Origin of the sequence: Pseudarthrobacter sp. NCCP-2145 (assembly GCF_023708005.1) — a bacterium.
Lineage (GTDB): Bacteria > Actinomycetota > Actinomycetes > Actinomycetales > Micrococcaceae > Arthrobacter > Arthrobacter oxydans.
The window spans coordinates 36968-55866 of sequence record NZ_BRCG01000008.1 but is presented as its reverse complement, the minus strand read 5'-3'; the positions used below and the strand labels follow the sequence as shown (position 1 = coordinate 55866).

The following is an 18899-nucleotide window of genomic DNA, read 5'->3' as shown; positions in this document are numbered from 1 at the left end:
AAACGGGGCTACCTGGCGGCGGCCGGGCCGCTTGCCTGCGCCGCCTGGCGTTCGGCGGCTTCCACCACGTTGGTCATCAGCAGCGCCACGGTCATGGGACCGACGCCTCCCGGGTTTGGCGAAATCCACCCGGCAACCTCGGCAGCGGCGGGATCGATGTCGCCGAAGACCTTGCTCTTGCCGGTTTCGGGGTCGGCTTCGCGGGTGACGCCGACGTCGAGCACGGCGGCACCCGGCTTCACGTCCGCAGCCTTGACGATGTGCTTGGCTCCCGCCGCGCCCACGATCACGTCCGCCTGCCGCAGCAGCTCCGACAGGTTCTTGGTGCCGGTGTGCGTCAGGGTCACGGTGGCGTTTACGGCGCGCCGGGTGAGCAGCAGTCCGATCGAGCGGCCGATCGTGACGCCGCGGCCCACCACCACCACGTGCTTGCCGGCGAGGCTGAAGCCGTTGCGCTCCAGGAGCTCAATGACGCCGCGGGGCGTGCACGGAAGCGGCGAGGTGATCTCCCCGTTGACGTTGAGCACCAGCCGGCCAAGGTTGGTGGGGTGGAGTCCGTCCGCGTCCTTGGCAGGGTCGATGCGCTCCAGGATGGCGTCGGTGTCCAGGTGCTTCGGCAGGGGCAGCTGCACGATGTACCCGTGGCAGGCGGGGTCCGCATTGAGCTCGTCAATGAGGGCCTCAACCTGTGCCTGGGTGGCGTCCGCCGGCAGCTCCCGCTGGATCGAGTTCATCCCGATTTCCTCGGACTGCTTGTGCTTCATGGACACGTACAGCTGCGAGGCCGGATCTGCACCCACGAGCACGGTGGCAATGCCGGGAGTGACACCCTTGGCCTTGAGCGCGGCCACGCGTTCAGCCAGCTCGGACTTGATGGCGGCAGCGGCTGCCTTGCCGTCCAGGATCCGTGCGGTCTTGGTCATTTCAGTCATGTGATCACCACTGCTCGTGCTGCGGGTACAGCGGGAAGTCGGCGGCGAGCTTGTCCACGCGGGCCTGCAGGGACTCCACGTCGGCGCTGGTGCCGGCCTTCAGCGCGGTGGCGATGATCTCCGCCACCTCGGTGAACTCGGCGGCGCCGAAGCCGCGGGTGGCCAGCGCCGGAGTGCCGATGCGCAGGCCGGAGGTGACCATCGGCGGGCGGGGATCGAACGGAACGGCGTTGCGGTTCACGGTGATACCCACCGAGTGCAGGAGGTCCTCGGCCTGCTGGCCGTCCAGCTGCGAGTTGCGCAGGTCAACGAGGACCAGGTGGACGTCCGTGCCGCCGGTGAGGACGGAGACGCCGGCTTCGGCAACATCGGCCTGGTTGAGGCGGTCGGCGATGATCTTGGCACCCTCCAGGACGCGCTCCTGGCGCTCCTTGAACTCTTCGGTGCCGGCGATCTTGAAGGCCACGGCCTTGGCGGCGATGACATGCATGAGCGGGCCGCCCTGCTGGCCAGGGAAGACGTTGGAGTTCAGCTTCTTGGCCCACTCCTGCTTGGCCAGGATCACGCCGGAGCGCGGGCCGGCGAGGGTCTTGTGCACGGTGGAGGTGACGACGTCGGAGTGCGGCACCGGGCTGGGGTGCAGGCCGGCGGCAACGAGGCCGGCGAAGTGCGCCATGTCGGTCCAGAGCAGCGCGCCAACCTCGTCCGCGATGGAGCGGAAGGCAGCGAAGTCCAGGTGGCGCGGGTAGGCGGACCAGCCGGCGATGATGACCTGCGGCTTTTCGGCGATGGCCTGCTCGCGGAGCTTGTCCATGTCCACGCGGAAGTTGTCTTCCTCCACCTGGTAGGCAGCCACGTTGTAGAGCTTGCCGGAGAAGTTCAGCTTCATGCCGTGGGTCAGGTGGCCGCCGTGGGCCAGGGACAGGCCCAGGATCTTGTCGCCGGGGGTGATCATGGCGGAGAGTGCAGCGGCGTTGGCCTGGGCACCGGAGTGCGGCTGGACGTTGGCGTACTCGGCGCCGAAGAGGGCCTTGACCCTGTCGATGGCCAGCTGCTCCGCCACGTCAACGTATTCGCAGCCGCCGTAGTAGCGGCGGCCCGGGTAGCCCTCGGCGTACTTGTTGGTGAGGACGGAGCCCTGCGCTTCCATAACGGCGCGGGGGGCGAAGTTCTCGGAGGCAATCATTTCCAGGGTGCCGCGCTGGCGGCCGAGCTCCTGGTCAAGGACTGCTGCGATTTCGGGGTCAAGCTCGGCCAGCGGCTGGTTGCTGACGGCGGTGGTGGAGGTGGCTGTAGTCACGAAAGAACTCCTGGCTAGGCGTACGGGCACTGCTAAGGTCAGGCTACCGGCTGGCGCACCTTCACGCCGCACTGATGACAGCGCGTGGAAGCTGCGGGCATGGCGCTGCGGTACTGACGCAGGTGCAGCCCCAAATCCGGCAAGACATGACCCTCGGCCCAGGCGTACGATCCGTGGTCTTCGTGATTGCCGCTCCCTGGTGGTTAGCCACCCAACGCCAGTTGCGACCCTCCCAGCGTACCAAAACCGGGGGCTGCTGCGCGGGTAGGCTATAGGGCGTGAGTGAAGAGCAGCTGAAGCAAGCGTACGTAGTAACCCTGTCCTGCCCCGACCGCCCGGGAATCGTCCACGCGGTGGCCGGCGCACTGCTGGTCGCGGGATGCAATATTACGGATTCGCAGCAGTACGGCAGCCCCGCCACCGGCAACTTCTTCATGCGGGTGGAGGTGACCACGGCGGCCCCTGCATCAGAGCTCCGGGCAGCTTTGGAGCCGGTCGCCGAAGCCTTTGGCATGCAGTGGAGCCTGAACGCGGTGGGACAGAAGGTCCGTACCCTGGTGATGGCCAGCACCTCCGCCCACTGCCTCAACGACCTGCTCTTCCAGCAGAGGTCCGGGACGCTCCCCATCGAGATACCGGCCATCGTCTCCAACCACCAGGACCTGGCCGGGCTGGCCGAGTTCTACGGCATCCCGTTCCACCACATCCCGGTCACCAGGGACACGAAGGTCCAGGCTGAGGACAAGCTCCGCGCCCTCATCGCCGAGCACGACATCGAGCTGACCGTCCTGGCCCGCTACATGCAGATCCTTTCCGACGAGCTGTGCACCGAACTCACCGGCAAGGCCATCAATATCCACCACTCGTTCCTGCCCTCCTTCAAGGGCGCCAAGCCGTACCACCAGGCCCACGCGCGGGGCGTTAAGCTGATCGGTGCCACAGCGCACTACGTGACGGCGGCACTGGACGAGGGCCCCATCATTGAGCAGGAAGTCATCCGTGTGGACCACGCCCGCACCCCGGAGCAGTTCGTCCAGATGGGCCGGGACGTGGAAGGCCGCACATTGGTCCAGGCCGTCCAGTGGCACGCGGAGCACCGGGTGCTGCTGGACGGAAACCGGACTGTGGTCTTTAACTGACGGGTATGTACACCGCGGGGAGGCGGGCCGGACTTATGGCCGGTCTTCCTGCCGGTCCCTGCCCATGTAGCCGCCGGTGAAGCCTCCCGCAATCAGCACCACTGCCCCGAGCCGCGCGAGCCCGACGCCCAGCCTGCGCCTGCCCCGCCGCCGGGCAGCCCAGGACCCGGCGAAGATCAGCACCGCTGACGCGTTCAAGCCGGCATGCACCACGCCAACCCGCTGCGTTTTCCTGTCGGCAAGAGCCCACTCCGCCCATCCGCTCAGCGCTGTGGGCACCGCGGAGATCACGCCGAGTCCAACAAGGCGGGTGGCCGCCCGCTGCGTGCCGGCATCCGGGAACAGATCGAGGAAGACAGCCATGAACCAGGCCCCGAAGGGGACGTCGGTGAGGATAGGGTGCAGCGGTATGCCGGTGGCCTGGCCGTGCAGCACGTTCCGGAGGCGCTCGTTCCGCACGAGCCGTCCGGCCAGCGGCCTGGCCGCGTCAACGGGTATGTCGAGGGCGTTGAGCCGCTCGATGCTTCCCATGAGCTGGCGGAACCGGCTGGTTTTGCCACGCCCGGCCGTCCGCAGGTGCAGGCCCGGAATTCCCGCTTGCCGTAGTTCCATGGGGCCCATCGTAGCCATCGGGACCTGTCCCGTCATTAGGCCCATGGTCCCCCGGGGAGCGGACATCCGGACGCCCGTGCGCGCGGTGTCCTAGGCTTGGCCCATGGCTCCTCTGTACCCTTTCGCCGGAACCACCCCGGCAGTCCACGAAACCGTCTTTGTTGCCCCGACGGCGTCGATCATCGGCAACGCCACCCTCGCCCGGGACTCGAGCGCCTTCTACGGCGTTTCCGTCCGGGCCGATACCGCTGCCATCACTGTGGGCGAAGGCAGCAACCTGCAGGACAACGTGGTGCTGCACGCGGATCCCGGCTTCCCCTGCACGGTGGGCGAACGGGTCAGCGTGGGGCACGCCGCCGTCGTGCATGGCTGCACGGTGGAGGACGACTGCCTGATTGGGATGGGCGCCACCGTCCTCAACGGGGCGGTGATCGGCGCCGGCTCGCTGGTTGCGGCCGGCGCCGTGGTCCTGGAAGGCACGGTAGTGCCGCCCCGCTCGCTGGTGGCCGGAGTTCCGGGCAAGGTCCGCCGGGAACTCACCGAAGAGGAGTACGACGGTGTCCGGGCCAACGCCGCCCGCTACCGCGAGCTGGCCGCCGCCCACCGGGACCTGCACGCCTCCTAGCCCAGGGTCAGTCCAGTGGGATAGGGCCAAACTCTCCCAGCAGTTCGCCCGGACCCGGGTTGCCCGGAGCGGAGGAACCGCCCAGGTGGTTGACCACGCCCCACACCGCGTTCAGCCCGGTGGTCACGGCGCCCTCGGCCCAGCCGGCGGTGAAGGAGACGTCGTCGCCGGCCAGGAAGATACCCCGCTGCGATTCGGGCAGGGCGTCCTGCTTGAAGTGCGTGAACAGCCGCTGCTGGTAACGGTAGTGCCCGGGCAGGTTGGCCTTGAAGGCGCCCATGAAGTTGGGGTCGGCCTCCCAGGACACGGTGATGGGCTGGCCCACGATGTGGCTGGCAATGTCCACTCCCGGGTAGATCTGTTCCAGCGAATGCAGCATCAGCTCCACCCGTTCGTCGGCATCAAGCGCCAGCCACTTGAGCGCGTCATCGTTCCAGGTGTAGGAGAGCAGGATGACGGCGGGCTGGTCCGGTCCGTTGTCCAGCAGGTAGGTGGCACGGTTGAGCCGGTCGGTCAGCGTCATGGAGAGCACCTCGTTGCCGGTGTCCGGATCGATGTCCTTCCAGAACGGCCGGTCCACCATCACGAAGGTCTTGGACGACTGCATGTAGTGCGAGCGCTCGATGGCGGTCCACAGCTCCGCGGGGAACAGCGCCTCCTCGGTGTGGATCCGGGTGGAGAGCAGCCAGGACTGGCAGGTGGTTACCACCGCGGGGTAGCTGGCCTCGCGGCCCCAGCGTTCACGGATGCGCAGGTTGCCGTCGGGGTCGCGGCTGATCTTTCCCACGGCGCCGCGGGGCGAACCGGAGTGCAGTGACGCCAGGGACGTTCCGTCCGGCCAGTGAACCATGCCCGACGGCGCGTGCCGCCAGAGTGCCTCGGGCAGCCGCTGCGCTCCCCCGCTGATGAGCCGGTGCTGGTCGTCGGCGTCGGTGTACACCACCCGGAGGATCTCCAGGATCGAGTTCGGGAAGTCGGTATCCCAGCCGCCGGTGCCGAAGCCCACCTGGCCGAAGGCTTCCCGGTGCGCAAACCCCGCCTTCTTAAATGAGTCGCTGGCCGCGATGAAGCCGTAGAAGGTCTGCTCGTCCATCAGGGGCAGCAGTCCGTTCCACAGTTCCTTGATCCGGGCGGTATCCCTGGCCCGGATGGCATCCTGCATCTCGACGAACCTGGCACCGTCATTGACTGCGGCCTTCCAGGCGTCCGCCACTTCCCGGAAGAACGGCGGGAGGTCGCCAGGCTTTTCCGCATAGTGCTTCTTGCCCGCCAGTTCGATCACGGTGCTGGACGTGGCCGGGGACAGCGGGTTGGGAAACTCCTGGGTGTCCAGGTCCAGCAGGTCGATGTAGTGGTAGAACGCCTTGCCGGACACGGGGAACCTCATGCCGCCGAGGTCGGCCACCACTCCGGGCGCCGCGGGGAACGCCGCCGTGCGGAGGCGTCCGCCGATCTGGTCCGCTTCATAGACAACCGGACGCAGGCCCAGTTTCATGAGTTCGTAGGCCGTGACCAGGCCGGAGAGCCCTGCTCCGATGACGGCGACTTCCGTTCCCAGCAGCTCGGCAGGCACGGATCCCAGCCCGTCCGGGTGGGCCAGGTAATGGTCGTAGCTGAAAGGGAAATCCGGGTTCAGCATGGTGATGGGACCGGCTGCAGCGCCGCCTGCGGTGGCAGGAGCAGCCGGGCCGGCGGAGGTGCTGGACGGGTCCGAGGCCGGCAGTTCGGTGGCGATGGTCATGGTGTTTCTGCCTTCGTCGTTTCGGGGGTTTGCTGGGTGGGACGTTGGGGGCCGGACAGCTCACGGTATTCCTCGTTGCTCATGGCAGCCACCCGGGAGTTCCGGCGTCCGTAGCCGAAGTAGGCAGCCACGCCTACCAGCATCCAGACGGCGAACACCACCCAGGTGTCAGCGCCGAGGTTGGCCATCAGGTACGCGCACATGGCGGCCCCAAGGATGGGCGTGAGCGGGAAGAGCGGCACCCGGAAGGTCCGCTCCAGCTCCGGCCGGGTGCGGCGCAGGTAGATGACGGCCACGTTGACCAGGGCGAACGCGAACAGGGTGCCGATGCTGGTGGCGTCAGCGAGGGCGCCAAGGGGCACCAGCCCGGCGGTGAGCGCGACGGCGGTTCCCACCAGGAGCGTGCCGGCCACGGGGGTGCCGGTGCGGCGGGAAACGCGGCCGAAGATGCTGGGGATCAGGCCGTCGCGGGACATCGACATCAGGATACGCGTCTGCCCGTACAGCACGGTGAGGACGATGCTGGCGATGGCCAGGACGGCGCCCACCGCAAAGACCAGCGCAATCCATGGCTGGCCGGTGGTTTCCTCGAGGATCTTCACCAGGGCCGCCTCGGTACCGTCGAACCAGCCCCACGGCCGTGCGCCGATCGCGGCGACCGCCACCAGGACGTAGATGGTGGTGACGATCAGCATGGACAGCATGATGGCTCGCGGCAGGTCGCGCTTGGGGTTGCGGGCTTCCTCGCCTGCCGTGGAGGCGGCATCGAATCCAATGTAGGAGAAGAACACGCGGGAGGCGGCGGCGGAGACCCCGGCGGCGCCCATGGGCAGCAGCGGCTCAAAGTTGCCGGCGTTGAAAGCGGTGAACGCCACGGCGCAGAAGAACAGCAGGATGCCCACCTTGACCACCACGATGGACGTGTTGATCCAGGCGCTTTCCTTGGCGCCGCGCACCAGCAGGATGGTTGCCAGCACCACGATCACCATGGCGGGTATGTTGACCAGCCCGCCGTCCCCGGGGGGCTGCGACACGGCGTCCGGGAGGACCGACCCGAACACTGCCAGGGTTTCGTTGACATACTGCCCTGCGCCCACGGCGACGGCGGCAACGGAGACGGCGTACTCGAGTACCAGGCACCAGCCGCAGATCCAGGCCATGCCCTCGCCCATGGTGGCGTAGGTGTACGAATAACTGGAGCCGGCCACCGGGACCATGCCGGCCATCTCGGCGTAGGAAACGGCGGACAGCAGGGCGGCAAGGCCGGCGATGGCGAAGGAAATCCAGATGGCCGGGCCGGCCAGTGGAACGGACTCCCCCAGGATCACCAGGATGCCGGTCCCCAGTGTGGCGCCCACGGAGATCATGGTCAGCTGCAGCACACCGAAACTCCGGACCAGGCGGGGGCCGCCGGCGTTGTTTTCGGCCTCGCTGACCATCTGGGCGATCGGCTTGCGGCGCAGCAGTTGCGCGCCCAGGGCGGGACGGGACGGGGTTCCGCCTGGGGCGCCCGTTGCCGGGCCGGTAAGTGTAGGCACAGTCATCGTTGACGTCCGTTCATGTCGTTGGCTGGTTGGTCTGGTTTTCCCCTCACCCAGCGTAGGGGTGTGAGCGGCATCTCACGGTGTGCAGAATGACCTATAGTGTTCATCCATGAGACGCAATGCACCAGCCAAGGACGGCACTCCGGATCAGCTCGACGCCGTCATGCTGGGGCAGTTCCTCGCTGCGCTTCCTCCTGAAGTTTCCGTGGTGAACGATGCCGGTACCGCCGAGGTCCCCCTGCGCTGGGTGGAGCCCAGCGAGCTGGAGGACCCCACCCCCTACCTGATGGACGGCGAATTCGTCCTGACGGCCGGCCTGCCCTTCCGCGGCAGCGGCAGCAGCGCGGCGAAGGCTGACGGGTACGTCCGACGGCTCGTGGCGGCCGGGGTCGCTGCCCTGGGCTTCGGCCTGGAGCCGTATTACGACGCCGTACCGGACCACCTGGTGCAGGCCTGCCGGCGGCACGGGCTCACGCTGGTGGAAGTTCCGGCCAGCGTTCCCTTCGCTGCGCTGGGGCTCGAATTTTCCAAGCTCCTCGAATCCGGAAACGCACAGGTCTTCCGGCAGCTGGCAGAGACCAACCGCCACCTGATGCGGGCGGTCCTCTCCGCCCGCCCGGAACATGAACTGCTGGCGGCGCTGGTCCAGCGCGTTCCCGTGTGGGCTGTGCTGGTGGGCTCGGACGGGAGGGTGCGCGCCCGGGCGGGGACCGCCGTCGGACTTTCCCAGCTCCAGCCGCTGCTGAAGAAGCTCCTCGGCGGCAGCGGCCCGCGCGTGGAAACGGAGACCCTGGAAACAGCCGGAGGGCCGGCGCTGGTGTTCGGCCACCCGCTGCGAAGCACGCGCGACGCCACCCTTGGAAGCCTGGTGCTTGGGACGGAAAGGCCCCTCACTCCGGCGCAGAACAACGTGGTTTCCTCCGTGGTGGGACTGCTTGAGTTACTGGTCCGGCAGCGGACCAGCGGCTCCCTGGCCCCCAGCCAGCTGGCCACGGCCCTGCTGCTGCATCCGGAGAGCCTGTCCGGGAGCAACGGCCGCGAGCTGGACAGCCTCCAGGACCTGCTGGCCCAGAGCGTTTCCGGAACCAGGCCAGGGCCGGTGCGGGTGGTGCAGGGCGTGCGCGCGGAACCCTCCACCGCCCTGGCCGACGGTCCGGTCCGGGAGCTGCTCCAATGGCGCAGGATCTTCGACACCAAGATGGTGGAGCTGACGGACTACGGATTCGCGGCCGTGACCCGGCTCAAAGTGGATGAATCCCTGTTGGCAGAGGTGGAACAGCTGGGCTGGCGTTTGGTGGTGGGCGAACCCACGGGACTGCCTGGGCTGGCCGCCGCCTACCGGCGCGCCAGCGCGCTGCGCCCCCGCGTGGCCACCGCCCGCAAGAGCCTCCGGGAGGAGGAGCTGACGTGGTCGGTTACCGGGCTGCTGGGAAGTGATGCCGGCGCCCTCCTCGCGGCCCGCCTCCTGGGACCGGTGCTGGAGCTGGACGCAGAGCGAAGGGCGTCGCAGCTCCGGGTGCTCCGGTCCTGGCTGGGCGCGCACGGGAGCTGGGATGCAACCGCCAAGGACCTGGGACTGCACCGGAACAGCGTCCGCCGCCAGATCAACGGGGTGGCAGAGCTGCTGGGCATTGACCTGGGGCAGGCCCAGGCCCGGGCCGAGCTCTGGATTGCGCTGCAGTACGTGGACGACGCCGCGCAGGCCGAACCTGCCTAGAGGCCCCAGGTCCGGTAGAGGTCAGGGCGGCGTTCTGCCAGGTACGGCACGTTCTGCCGCTCACGGGCGGCGGCGCCCGGATCCACCTCCGCGTAGACAAGCTGTGGCTCCCCGCCCGCCTCGGCCAGCAATCCGCCGTCGGGCCCGGCAACAACGCTGCCGCCCAGGAACCTGCAGCCGTCCTCTTCCCCGGAGTGGTTCGCGTAGGCAATGGTCAGCTGGCTCTCCAGTGCCCGCGCCCGCAGCAGGACCTGCGGCACGTCGTCGAAGCCGTGCGCCAGGGCCGTGGGGACCAGCAGCAGTTCCGCGCCCCTGACGGCAGCGGCGCGGACGGTTTCGGGAAACTCGACGTCGTAACAGATCACCAGGGAGGTGGGGACGCCGTTGAAGTCCACGACGGCGGGGGCCTCCCGGGCGGGGCTGAACGCCGACCGCTCGTCGTCGCCGAACAGGTGCACCTTGCCATATCTGAGCAGGGCGGTGCCGCTGGCGTCCAGGAGGGTCGCGCTGATCTGCCAGTCACCCTGCCCGGTAACCCGCGGGAGACTGTAGACCAGCCCGATGCCATTGCCGCGGGCGATGCCGGCCAGCCGCTGCTGGAGTTCCGGCAGCAGGGAAGGATCCAGTTCGGAACGCACCCGGCGGGGAGCATAGCCCACGGGAAAAAGCTCAGGGGTCACCAGGACGGCTGCCCCGCGGGCTGCGGCCGTCCGGGCGGCAGCGTCGATTGCGCGGCAGTTGGCCTCCACGTCAAGGACCACAGAGTTTTCCTGCAGGAGTGCCAGCAGCACTGCTACCACCTTCCTTCGTTGGAGCGGCCGCGGGACGGGCCTTCCTTCAGCCTAGCGAGGCTCCGGCGGCGGGTTGGGGGCTGTTTGCACTGCTGCGGGCGCCACCGGGGTCAGATTGTCCCGGTTCCCAGATTCCCGACCAAAAGCACCTCTTGCGTTAACTTCTTGACTACAAGAGCCGGGATAGGGCAATCTTCTTAGCATGTCCGCAACCCCGCGCTCAACGAGGAGCAAGCAAAAAAATCCGGGATCGCAGTCCGCGCTGCGCCAGCTGAACCAGCAACGGATCATCGAAACGCTGATGGGCGGACCGGCCACGCAGGCTGAACTCGCCAGGCAGACCGGCCTCTCCACCGCCACGGTGTCCAACATCGTCAAAATCATGCTGGACTCCGGCCTCGCCTCGGCTGAGCCAATCACCAGTTCCGGCCGCCGGGCCCTGAACGTCAGGCTCAACAGCAACGGCGCCGTCGCCGTCGGAATCGACTTCGGGCGGCGCCACCTCCGCGTGGTACTGGCCTCCCTGAGCTACCACGTCATCGCCGAGGAATCCGTGATGCTTCCCCTCGGCCACCAGGCCGAAGAAGGCATCAGGGCCGCCGTGGCTCTGCTGGAAAAACTGCTGCGGGAGAGCGGCATCGAACGCAGCGCCATGGTGGGTGCCGGCGTCGGAATTCCCGGCCCCATAGACCGGCGCACCGGAACCGTGGCACAAGGCGCCATCCTCCCGGAGTGGGTGGGGATCAACATCCTCCAGCACCTCGAGGAGACCCTCAAGATCCCCGTGTTCGTTGATAACGACGCCAACCTGGGCGCCTGGTCCGAGGTCACGTGGGGACAACATTCAGGGGTCAGCAACCTCATGTTCCTGAAGATCGGATCGGGCATCGGCGCGGGCCTGATCCTCAACGGGGCCCCCTACTACGGAAACGTCGGCATCACCGGCGAAATAGGCCATGCCACGATCCACGAGCAGGGCCTCGTGTGCCGCTGCGGCAACCGTGGATGCCTGGAAACCATTGCCTCCACCACCACCATGATCGAGCTCCTCAGCCGGGGTGAGGACAGGCCGCTGACACCCGCGGACATCGTCAGGAAAGCCCTCAACCGGGACCCCGCAACGCTCCGCGTGGTGGACGACGCCGGGCTCTCGGTCGGCCGGGCATTGGGCAACGTCGCCAACCTGATCAACCCCGAAGTCATCGTGGTGGGGGGACCGCTTGCGGGCCTTGGCGACATCCTGCTGGACCCCATCAGGCGCGGCCTGGTGAGGCACGCGGTGCCGGTGATCGGCGAAACCACCACCTTGGCCATGTCCTCCCTGGGCGACCGCGCCGAGGCCCTCGGGGCGGCCGCTTTGGTGTTCCAGCACGCCGGGATACGCAAAACCTAGACCGTTTCGTTACCCGCCGATTGCGTTAAAGACTTGACGACAATAGGCGTGATCCAGTTTACTTTTGGATCAGACGGCCCTGCGCTTTGCCGGCCGGACAAAGAAGTCATTGCATTGGAGGGTTAGGGTTCATGACGTCCCAGACCACGCAAACGGAACCGATCATCCTTGAGATGCGGTCCATCACCAAGGAATTCCCGGGCGTTAAAGCGTTGGATAACGTGAGCCTGAGGGTCAAAGCCGCGGAAATCCACGCAATCTGCGGCGAGAACGGTGCAGGCAAGTCCACCCTGATGAAGGTCCTCTCGGGCGTTTACCCGTACGGCAGCTACGACGGCGACATCGTCTACCAGGGCCAGGTGCAGCAGTTCAAGGACATCAGGGCCAGCGAACACGCCGGCATCGTGATCATCCACCAGGAACTGGCGCTGATCCCCGAGCTGTCCATCATGGAAAACATCTTCCTGGGCAACGAGCCCACCAAGCGCGGCGTCATCAACTGGGCGGAGGCCCGGCTGCGCTCCCTGGACCTGCTGGCCAGGGTGGGCCTGCGCGAGGACCCGGACACCCCCATCAAGGAAATCGGTGTCGGCAAGCAGCAGCTGGTGGAAATCGCCAAGGCTCTGAACAAGTCCGTGAAGATCCTCATCCTGGACGAGCCCACCGCGGCGCTGAACGAGTCCGATTCCCAGCACCTGCTTGACCTGATGCTCGGCCTGAAGGCCAAGGGCATCACGTCCATCATCATTTCCCACAAGCTGAACGAGATCGAACAGATCGCCGATTCCATCACCATCATCCGTGACGGCAAGTCCATCGAAACGCTGAACGTCAAGGCCGACGGCGTGGACGAAGACCGGATCATCAAGGGCATGGTGGGGCGCACGCTGGAGTCCCGCTTCCCGGAACACACGCCCAAGATCGGCGAGGTGTTTTTTGAGGTCAAGGACTGGACCGTGGGCCATCCCAACGTGGCGGACCGGCTGGTATGCAAGAACTCCAGCTTCTTCGTCCGCCGCGGGGAGATCGTCGGCTTCGCCGGGCTCATGGGCGCCGGCCGCACCGAGCTGGCCCGCTCGGTCTTCGGCCGCTCCTACGGCCGCTTCATCAGCGGCCACATTTACAAGGACGGCAAGGAGATCACCCTCAAGACCGTGCGCCAGGCCATCGACGCGGGGTTGGGTTACGTCACCGAGGACCGCAAGTCCCTGGGACTGAACCTGCTCGATGACATCAAGACCACCACGGTGGCAGCGAACCTGCGGAAGATCAGCCACAACTCGGTGGTGGACCTGAACCAGGAATTCACCGTGGCGGAGCAGTACCGCAAGTCGCTGCGCACCAAAACCCCGTCCGTGGAGGAAGGCGTGGCCAAGCTCTCCGGCGGCAACCAGCAGAAGGTGGTCCTCGCCAAGTGGATGTTCACCGACCCCGATCTGCTGATCCTGGACGAACCGACCCGCGGCATTGATGTTGGTGCCAAGTACGAGATCTACGGAATCATCCAGCAGCTTGCCAACCAGGGGAAGGGAGTCATCGTCATTTCCTCGGAACTCCCCGAACTCCTGGGCCTGTCCGACCGCATCTACACGATTTTCGAAGGCGCCATCACAGGTGTCCTGAACAAAGACGAGGCCAGCCAGGAAAGCCTGATGAAACTGATGACCTCCGCCCGCAAAGCCGAAGCCGCCTGACCCTCTGGATCATCCCAGAACCTTCCGGACACAAGGACTGACACCATGAACGCCCTCAAAAAGCTGTTTGGCGGAAACACCCGCCAATTCGGCATGATCTTCGCCCTGGTTGCACTGATCGTCTTCTTCCAGATCGCCACCGACGGCCGGACCCTCACCCCCGGCAACGTCATCAACCTCTTCAACGGCAACTCCTACATCCTGATCCTCGCCATCGGCATGGTCCTGGTGATCATCGCGGGGCACATTGACCTGTCCGTGGGCTCCATTGCAGCCTTCGTGGGTGTCACGGTTGCCCTGGCCATCCGGGACTGGGGCATCCCCTGGTATGCCGGAGTGCTCCTGGGCCTGGCGCTCGGAGCGCTGATCGGGGCCTGGCAGGGCTGGTGGGTGGCCTATGTGGGGATACCCGCCTTCATCGTGACCCTCGCCGGCATGCTCCTGTTCCGCGGCTTCAACCAGTTTGTCGGCAAGTCCAACACCATCCCCGTTCCGGCCGACTTCCAGTACCTCGGTTCCGGCTACCTCCCCGAAGTGGGACCCAACACAGGGTTCAACAACCTGACCCTGCTGCTGGGCATCGCCGCCGCGGCATTCGTGGTGGTTGGTGAACTGCGGTCCCGCGCCCGGGCCAAGGCATTGGGCGCCGAGGTTCCGGAAATGTGGGTCACCGCCCTGAAGCTGGTCCTGATCTGCGGTGCCATCCTCTACGCCACGTACCTGTTCGCCACCGGCCGCCCCGGCACCTCGTTCCCCATTCCCGGCCTGATCCTGGCCGTCCTGGTCCTGATCTACGGCTTCATTTCCTCCCGCACCGTCCTGGGCCGCCACGTCTACGCGGTCGGCGGCAACCGCCACGCGGCCGAACTCTCCGGCGTCCAGTCCAAGAAGGTCAACTTCCTGGTCATGATGAACATGTCCATCCTTGCCGGCCTAGCAGGCATGATCTTCGTAGGCCGCTCCACCGCGTCGGGACCCTTTGACGGGGTCGGCTGGGAACTGGACGCCATCGCGGCAGTCTTCATCGGCGGCGCCGCAGTGACCGGCGGCGTGGGAACCGTCGTCGGATCCATCATCGGCGGCCTGGTCATGGCCGTGCTGAACAACGGCCTCCAGCTCCTCGGCGTCGGCGCCGACCTCACGCAGATCATCAAGGGCCTGGTGCTCCTGATCGCCGTCGCCTTCGACGTCTACAACAAGAGCCAGGGCAAGAAGTCGATCATCGGCCTGCTCACCCAGAACTTCAACCGTAAGCAGGGGCCCTCCAACCCCAACCAGCCGGACGAAACCACCTCCACGAAGGAAGCGATCGCCAGGGAAGCCTGAGCCTTGCGGCCTGAATAGCGTTACACCACTACAGAGAAAGAGAACCAACAATGCGAATGATTGGTAAAGCAGGAAAGGCAGCAGCGGTCGCTGCCATCGCAGCACTGGCGCTGACGGGCTGCGGACGGTCGGAGACCTCCACAGGCGGCGGCACCGAGGGCGCCAGCGGCTTTGAGCAGGACTCCGCCATCGGCGTTGCCCTTCCGCAGAAGACCAGTGAGAACTGGGTTCTCGCTGAGAAGCTGTTCAATGAGGGCCTCACCGAGGCCGGCTTCAAGCCCGATGTACAGTTCGCCAACGGCGGTGTGTCCGAGCAGCAGAACCAGATCAGCGCCATGGTCACCAAGGGTGCCAAGGTCATCATCGTGGGTGCCATCGACGGCTCCCAGCTGGGCACGCAGCTCAAGCAGGCCAAAGACTCCGGCGCCACGATCATCGCCTACGACCGCCTGCTGCTGAACACCGAGAACGTGGACTACTACGTGGCCTACGACAACTTCAAGGTGGGTGAACTCCAGGGCCAGGCACTGCTGGAAGGCCTCAAAGAGAAGAAGGGCGAGGGTCCCTACAACATCGAACTCTTCGCGGGCTCCCCGGACGATGCCAACGCCAAGGTCTTCTTCGACGGAGCCATGAGTGTCCTGAAGCCGAAGATCGACGACGGCACGCTCAAGGTCCTCTCCGGCCAAACCAGCTTCGAGCAGGCTGTGACCCAGGGCTGGAAGGCTGAGAACGCCCAGCGCCGCGCCGACACCCTGCTCACCGGCAGCTACTCCAGCGAGTCCCTGGACGGCGTCCTGTCCCCGAACGACACCCTGGCCCGCGCGGTCCTGACCTCCGTCAAGGCAGCAGGCAAGGAGCTTCCGGTCGTCACCGGCCAGGACTCCGAGGTTGAGTCCGTCAAGTCCATCATGGCGGGCGAGCAGTACTCCACCATCAACAAGGACACCCGCAAGCTCGTTGAGCACGCCATCACCATGGTGAAGGATCTCCAGGCCGGCAAGACGCCCGAGATCAACGACGAGAACTCCTACAACAACGGTGTCAAGACTGTTCCGGCCTACCTGCTGGAGCCGGTCATCGTCACCGCTGCGAACGTCAAGACCGCTTACGAAGGCGACCCGGTTCTCGAACCGATCACCAAGTAGCGGTCAGCAAGCAGAACGCCCGGTCCCCTGTTGGGGGCCGGGCGTTTCCTTGTGCCTGGCTGTCCCGGTTCTACCGCTTAACGGTGAGGACCCCCGGACCGGTGAAGTGCAGCGCGTGGTTCCGTACCGCCTGAGGCGTTGTGAATGCTTTGTAGTTGTATGCATCCGCAGGGTCCCAGCCGACGTCGGTGCTGAAGTCCCACCCCGTCCAGTCCGGGGCGGGCTCCCCCTTGAGTTCCGCTTCCGCCAGGGCCTCCGCGCGGTTCTGCTCGAAGGATGCCTGCGCCACGGCGTTGAGGTCGGCCTCCTCACCGTTGAACCAGGAGCCGATGTCCTTGAAACGGTGTCCGTTGTAGCTGCTCACCATGATTGATTTGTCAGCCCCGGGTCCGGAGTAGTCGAAGGCGTTGCGCTCGGAGTAGATCCGCGACTCGTAGCCTGCACCCAGGAAGTAGCTGTTACCACCCTGGCCCTCGCTGATCATGGGGTATTGCGGGTGCTCTGTGCTGGCCACAAAGTAGTTGTTCAGCACATGCACCTGCCCGAACCGTACCCGCGGACCGCGCTGCTGGATGTTTTCGAGGTGGTTGCCGATGTAGCTGACGCGCAGTTTCCCGCCGTCCTTGTCCACATGTTCGTCCCCTGACCCGAGCAGCATGGTCTTGTCATGGTTGGAAAGCTTGCTGTTGGAGATGGTCACGTAATCGGTGCCGTCCTTGAGGTCCAGGAGGCCGTCGTGCCGGTTGGCCGGCTTGCCGTCGGGACCGAGGGGCGCCTCGCTGTCGGGGAACCGCCCGTCGGTCAGCCGGACGTGGTCTATCCACAGATGGTCAGAGGTAACGGAAGATACGGCGTCGAACCTCGCGTTCCAGGCACCGTCCCCGTCGTCGGGGGACCAGGTGCTGAAGAAGTCCACCGGTGCCTCGACGCTGAGGTTGCGCATCACCACGTTGGTGGCGCTGAGTATCACGATGTTGGCGCCAACGAAACCTGAATCGGCACCCAGGCCAATCAGGGTGGTGTTGCTGGGCAGGCTTACTTCGATCTGCCGCTTCATGTTGTTGCTGCCGGTCTGGCGGAGCTGCCTCTGCTTCTTGCAGTACTCATGGGTCTGGTCGCTCCAAACCTCTCCTTCCGGTCCGAAGCAGGATATGTACTTGTCGATGTCATACCCCGGCGCGTAGTCCTGCTCCCCCAGGACGCGGCCATCGGGCGTCTGGTTGCCGTCAATGGTCCCGTTGACGTAGATGATCTTGGGCGCCTTGGGCTCGCCGTTATTGGCCAGCGCAGCCTTGAGTCCGGCGAGTGTGCTGACTTCGTAGCGGTTCGCAGCGGGTGCCCCCGCACCGCCGTCGGTACCGCTGCCGACGGCGGCCCACCCCGTGGGTGCCGCGTCGTCCGCCCGGATAACGCCTCCTCCGGTCGGTGCCGGACTGGCGGGTGCCATACCCGCGGTTGCAGGAGCGGCCACTGCCAGCCCCGCTGCGAGCGCAAGTGCGGAGGCGGAGGCAGCGACTCCTGCTCCTATGCGGAACCTGCTCCGGACGGCTGAGGTGGTAGGTCTGGTGTGTGTGCGGACGTCATTGGCCCTTTTTCCGGCATGCCAAACAGACCACATGCCTAGGTGGGTGCGGATCATGGAAGGGTAGCCGCCGCGCAAGAAAACGGTTTCCAGTGGCGGTTCTCTATTCTTATGTCTCCCGCGACAATGCTGTCAAGGGTTTGTCACAACGCGCTGCCCGGCATTCTCACAAGTTGCCCGACGCTCTCGCACTTACTGCAGGTCATAACTGAACCCTCGCTCACCTCAATGAGAGGATGGTCACCATGAGTGCCCCCATCGCCAAGCCATGGCTGTCCACCCAGTCCGACCAGGACCCCCGATCCTCTACCGGTTCTCCCCTGCGCTGGGGGATCATCGCCACGGGCGGGATCGCCCGCTCGGTGTCGCAGGACCTGGCCCTGCTGGCAGATGCCGAGCTGTATGCCGTCAGTTCACGGGGCCAGGACACGGCTGATGCCTTTGCGGTGGCCTATGACTTCGCAAAGGCCTACGGTGACGAAGGCGGCGTGCCCGGCTACCAGCGGCTGCTCGCGGACGAGCAGGTGGACGTCGTCTATGTTGCGACGCCCCACGCCCAGCACTACGAGATCGTCCTCGCGGCGCTCAACGCCGGCAAACACGTCCTGTGCGAAAAGGCCTTTACCATCAACGCCCGGGAAGCCTCAGAGCTCATCGACGTTGCCAGGACCCGCAACCTGTTCCTCATGGAAGCAGTGTGGAGCCGTTTCCTGCCGAGCATGCAGCGGGCGTTCGAGATTGCCGCGTCTGGCGAGCTCGGCGACATCCATTGGGTCACGGCAGACCTTGGTTTCCCGGCCCCGTACTCCCCTACCGCCAGGTTGTGGGCCAGGAAGGACGGCGGCGGCGCGCTGCTGGACCTTTCGGTGTACCCGCTCCTGTGGGCGCTGGGCACACTGGGCTTCCCGCAGACAGTGAGTGCCAGCGGGTTCATCAATGACGACGGCGTGGACGCCCAGAACGCGCTGACATTGGGATACAACCACGGTGCGCAGGTGCAGCTGACGTCCTCGCTCCTGGCGCATGGCCCCAGGACCGCCACAGTGGCGGGCAGCCTTGGATACCTGCAAAGCGTGGGCTCCATTAACAATCCCAGTGAACTGACGGTTTCCACAGGCTGGGACTCCCGCAGGGCTGAAGCCTTTGAGCCGGTGGGCCGCGGATACGTTTACGAGCTGCGCGAAGTTACCCGCTGCATCCAGCAGGGACTTACGGAAAGCCCGGTGATGCCGCTCGAGGACACCCTGAATACAATGCGCCTCTTTGACGGCGTTCGTGCGCAGCTGGGGGTCAGCTATCCGAACGACCGGCACTGAGCTTCACCCCGGGAGCTTCGATCAAATGCCGATTATGAC

At 66.0% G+C, this 18899-nt stretch carries 15 protein-coding genes; 8 read left to right on the top strand and 7 right to left on the bottom strand.

Features of this window, described 5'->3' with window-relative positions; genetic code table 11:
* Positions 1-8 precede the first annotated feature (8 nt).
* Together NFU08_RS08840 and glyA are read right to left on the bottom strand one after the other, a co-directional pair.
* Positions 9-932 carry a bifunctional methylenetetrahydrofolate dehydrogenase/methenyltetrahydrofolate cyclohydrolase gene (locus NFU08_RS08840; RefSeq protein WP_251422345.1) on the bottom strand — a complete coding sequence of 308 codons (924 nt, stop codon included), beginning with the start codon at positions 930-932 and terminating at the stop codon, positions 9-11.
* A 4-nt stretch (positions 933-936) separates the two neighbouring features.
* Complete coding sequence (glyA, locus tag NFU08_RS08835) at positions 937-2232, bottom strand: serine hydroxymethyltransferase (protein WP_188809163.1); 1296 nt, start codon at positions 2230-2232, stop codon at positions 937-939.
* A gap of 278 nt (positions 2233-2510) precedes the next feature.
* On the opposite strand from glyA, the gene purU reads away from it, so the two are divergent.
* Positions 2511-3371: a formyltetrahydrofolate deformylase gene (gene purU / locus NFU08_RS08830; protein ID WP_174175440.1), complete on the top strand. Its 861-nt coding sequence runs from the start codon at positions 2511-2513 to the stop codon at positions 3369-3371.
* Between the two features lie 33 nt (positions 3372-3404).
* Here purU and NFU08_RS08825 read toward each other — a convergent pair whose 3' ends face one another.
* A complete protein-coding gene (locus NFU08_RS08825) occupies positions 3405-3983 on the bottom strand; it encodes a DUF2231 domain-containing protein (RefSeq protein WP_174175438.1) in 579 nt (192 codons plus the stop codon).
* Between the two features lie 103 nt (positions 3984-4086).
* On the opposite strand from NFU08_RS08825, the gene NFU08_RS08820 reads away from it, so the two are divergent.
* Positions 4087-4608 carry a gamma carbonic anhydrase family protein gene (locus NFU08_RS08820; RefSeq protein WP_251422342.1) on the top strand — a complete coding sequence of 174 codons (522 nt, stop codon included), beginning with the start codon at positions 4087-4089 and terminating at the stop codon, positions 4606-4608.
* 7 nt (positions 4609-4615) lie between these two features.
* On the opposite strand, the gene NFU08_RS08815 is transcribed toward NFU08_RS08820, so the two are convergent.
* A complete protein-coding gene (locus NFU08_RS08815; protein WP_174175434.1) occupies positions 4616-6349 on the bottom strand; it encodes an NAD(P)/FAD-dependent oxidoreductase in 1734 nt (577 codons plus the stop codon).
* A complete protein-coding gene (locus NFU08_RS08810; RefSeq protein ID WP_251422340.1) occupies positions 6346-7893 on the bottom strand; it encodes an amino acid permease in 1548 nt (515 codons plus the stop codon). Before NFU08_RS08810 ends, NFU08_RS08815 begins: the two co-directional genes overlap by 4 nt.
* Before the next feature lie 109 nt (positions 7894-8002).
* Between NFU08_RS08810 and NFU08_RS08805 the strand changes: the two genes are divergently transcribed.
* Positions 8003-9610 carry a PucR family transcriptional regulator gene (locus tag NFU08_RS08805; RefSeq protein WP_251422336.1) on the top strand — a complete coding sequence of 536 codons (1608 nt, stop codon included), beginning with the start codon at positions 8003-8005 and terminating at the stop codon, positions 9608-9610.
* Here the strand turns inward: NFU08_RS08805 and NFU08_RS08800 are convergent.
* A complete protein-coding gene (locus tag NFU08_RS08800; protein ID WP_174175428.1) occupies positions 9607-10401 on the bottom strand; it encodes a carbon-nitrogen hydrolase family protein in 795 nt (264 codons plus the stop codon). The genes NFU08_RS08805 and NFU08_RS08800 overlap by 4 nt on opposite strands.
* Positions 10402-10603: 202 nt before the next feature.
* Between NFU08_RS08800 and NFU08_RS08795 the strand changes: the two genes are divergently transcribed.
* From NFU08_RS08795 to NFU08_RS08780, 4 genes are all read left to right on the top strand, one after another.
* Positions 10604-11794, top strand: a complete 1191-nt coding sequence (locus NFU08_RS08795) for an ROK family transcriptional regulator (RefSeq protein WP_174175426.1) — start codon at positions 10604-10606, stop codon at positions 11792-11794.
* 131 nt (positions 11795-11925) lie between these two features.
* Complete coding sequence (gene mmsA / locus NFU08_RS08790) at positions 11926-13488, top strand: multiple monosaccharide ABC transporter ATP-binding protein (protein WP_174175424.1); 1563 nt, start codon at positions 11926-11928, stop codon at positions 13486-13488.
* Positions 13489-13533: 45 nt separating this feature from the next.
* A complete protein-coding gene (gene mmsB / locus NFU08_RS08785) occupies positions 13534-14814 on the top strand; it encodes a multiple monosaccharide ABC transporter permease (protein ID WP_174175422.1) in 1281 nt (426 codons plus the stop codon).
* Between the two features lie 50 nt (positions 14815-14864).
* Entirely contained in the window at positions 14865-15962 is a 1098-nt protein-coding gene (locus NFU08_RS08780) for a sugar-binding protein (protein ID WP_174175420.1), read from the top strand.
* Between the two features lie 70 nt (positions 15963-16032).
* On the opposite strand, the gene NFU08_RS08775 is transcribed toward NFU08_RS08780, so the two are convergent.
* On the bottom strand, positions 16033-17409 hold the full coding sequence (locus NFU08_RS08775; RefSeq protein ID WP_251422333.1) for a polysaccharide lyase family 1 protein: 1377 nt from the start codon (positions 17407-17409) through the stop codon (positions 16033-16035).
* Positions 17410-17789: 380 nt separating this feature from the next.
* Between NFU08_RS08775 and NFU08_RS08770 the strand changes: the two genes are divergently transcribed.
* Positions 17790-18860, top strand: a complete 1071-nt coding sequence (locus NFU08_RS08770; protein ID WP_251422330.1) for a Gfo/Idh/MocA family protein — start codon at positions 17790-17792, stop codon at positions 18858-18860.
* The last annotated feature ends 39 nt before the right edge of the window (positions 18861-18899 follow it).

Bases quoted from the DNA above. Each gene is read 5' to 3' on its own strand.
- NFU08_RS08840 (WP_251422345.1), bottom strand. From the start codon at position 932: ATGACTGAAATGACCAAGACCGCACGGATCCTGGACGGCAAGGCAGCC.
- NFU08_RS08825 (WP_174175438.1), bottom strand. From the start codon at position 3,983: ATGGAACTACGGCAAGCGGGAATTCCGGGCCTGCACCTGCGGACGGCC.
- NFU08_RS08820 (WP_251422342.1), top strand. From the start codon at position 4,087: ATGGCTCCTCTGTACCCTTTCGCCGGAACCACCCCGGCAGTCCACGAA.
- NFU08_RS08815 (WP_174175434.1), bottom strand. From the start codon at position 6,349: ATGACCATCGCCACCGAACTGCCGGCCTCGGACCCGTCCAGCACCTCC.
- NFU08_RS08810 (WP_251422340.1), bottom strand. From the start codon at position 7,893: ATGACTGTGCCTACACTTACCGGCCCGGCAACGGGCGCCCCAGGCGGA.
- NFU08_RS08805 (WP_251422336.1), top strand. From the start codon at position 8,003: ATGAGACGCAATGCACCAGCCAAGGACGGCACTCCGGATCAGCTCGAC.
- NFU08_RS08795 (WP_174175426.1), top strand. From the start codon at position 10,604: ATGTCCGCAACCCCGCGCTCAACGAGGAGCAAGCAAAAAAATCCGGGA.
- mmsA (WP_174175424.1), top strand. From the start codon at position 11,926: ATGACGTCCCAGACCACGCAAACGGAACCGATCATCCTTGAGATGCGG.
- mmsB (WP_174175422.1), top strand. From the start codon at position 13,534: ATGAACGCCCTCAAAAAGCTGTTTGGCGGAAACACCCGCCAATTCGGC.
- NFU08_RS08780 (WP_174175420.1), top strand. From the start codon at position 14,865: ATGCGAATGATTGGTAAAGCAGGAAAGGCAGCAGCGGTCGCTGCCATC.
- NFU08_RS08775 (WP_251422333.1), bottom strand. From the start codon at position 17,409: ATGGCACCCGCCAGTCCGGCACCGACCGGAGGAGGCGTTATCCGGGCG.
- NFU08_RS08770 (WP_251422330.1), top strand. From the start codon at position 17,790: ATGAGTGCCCCCATCGCCAAGCCATGGCTGTCCACCCAGTCCGACCAG.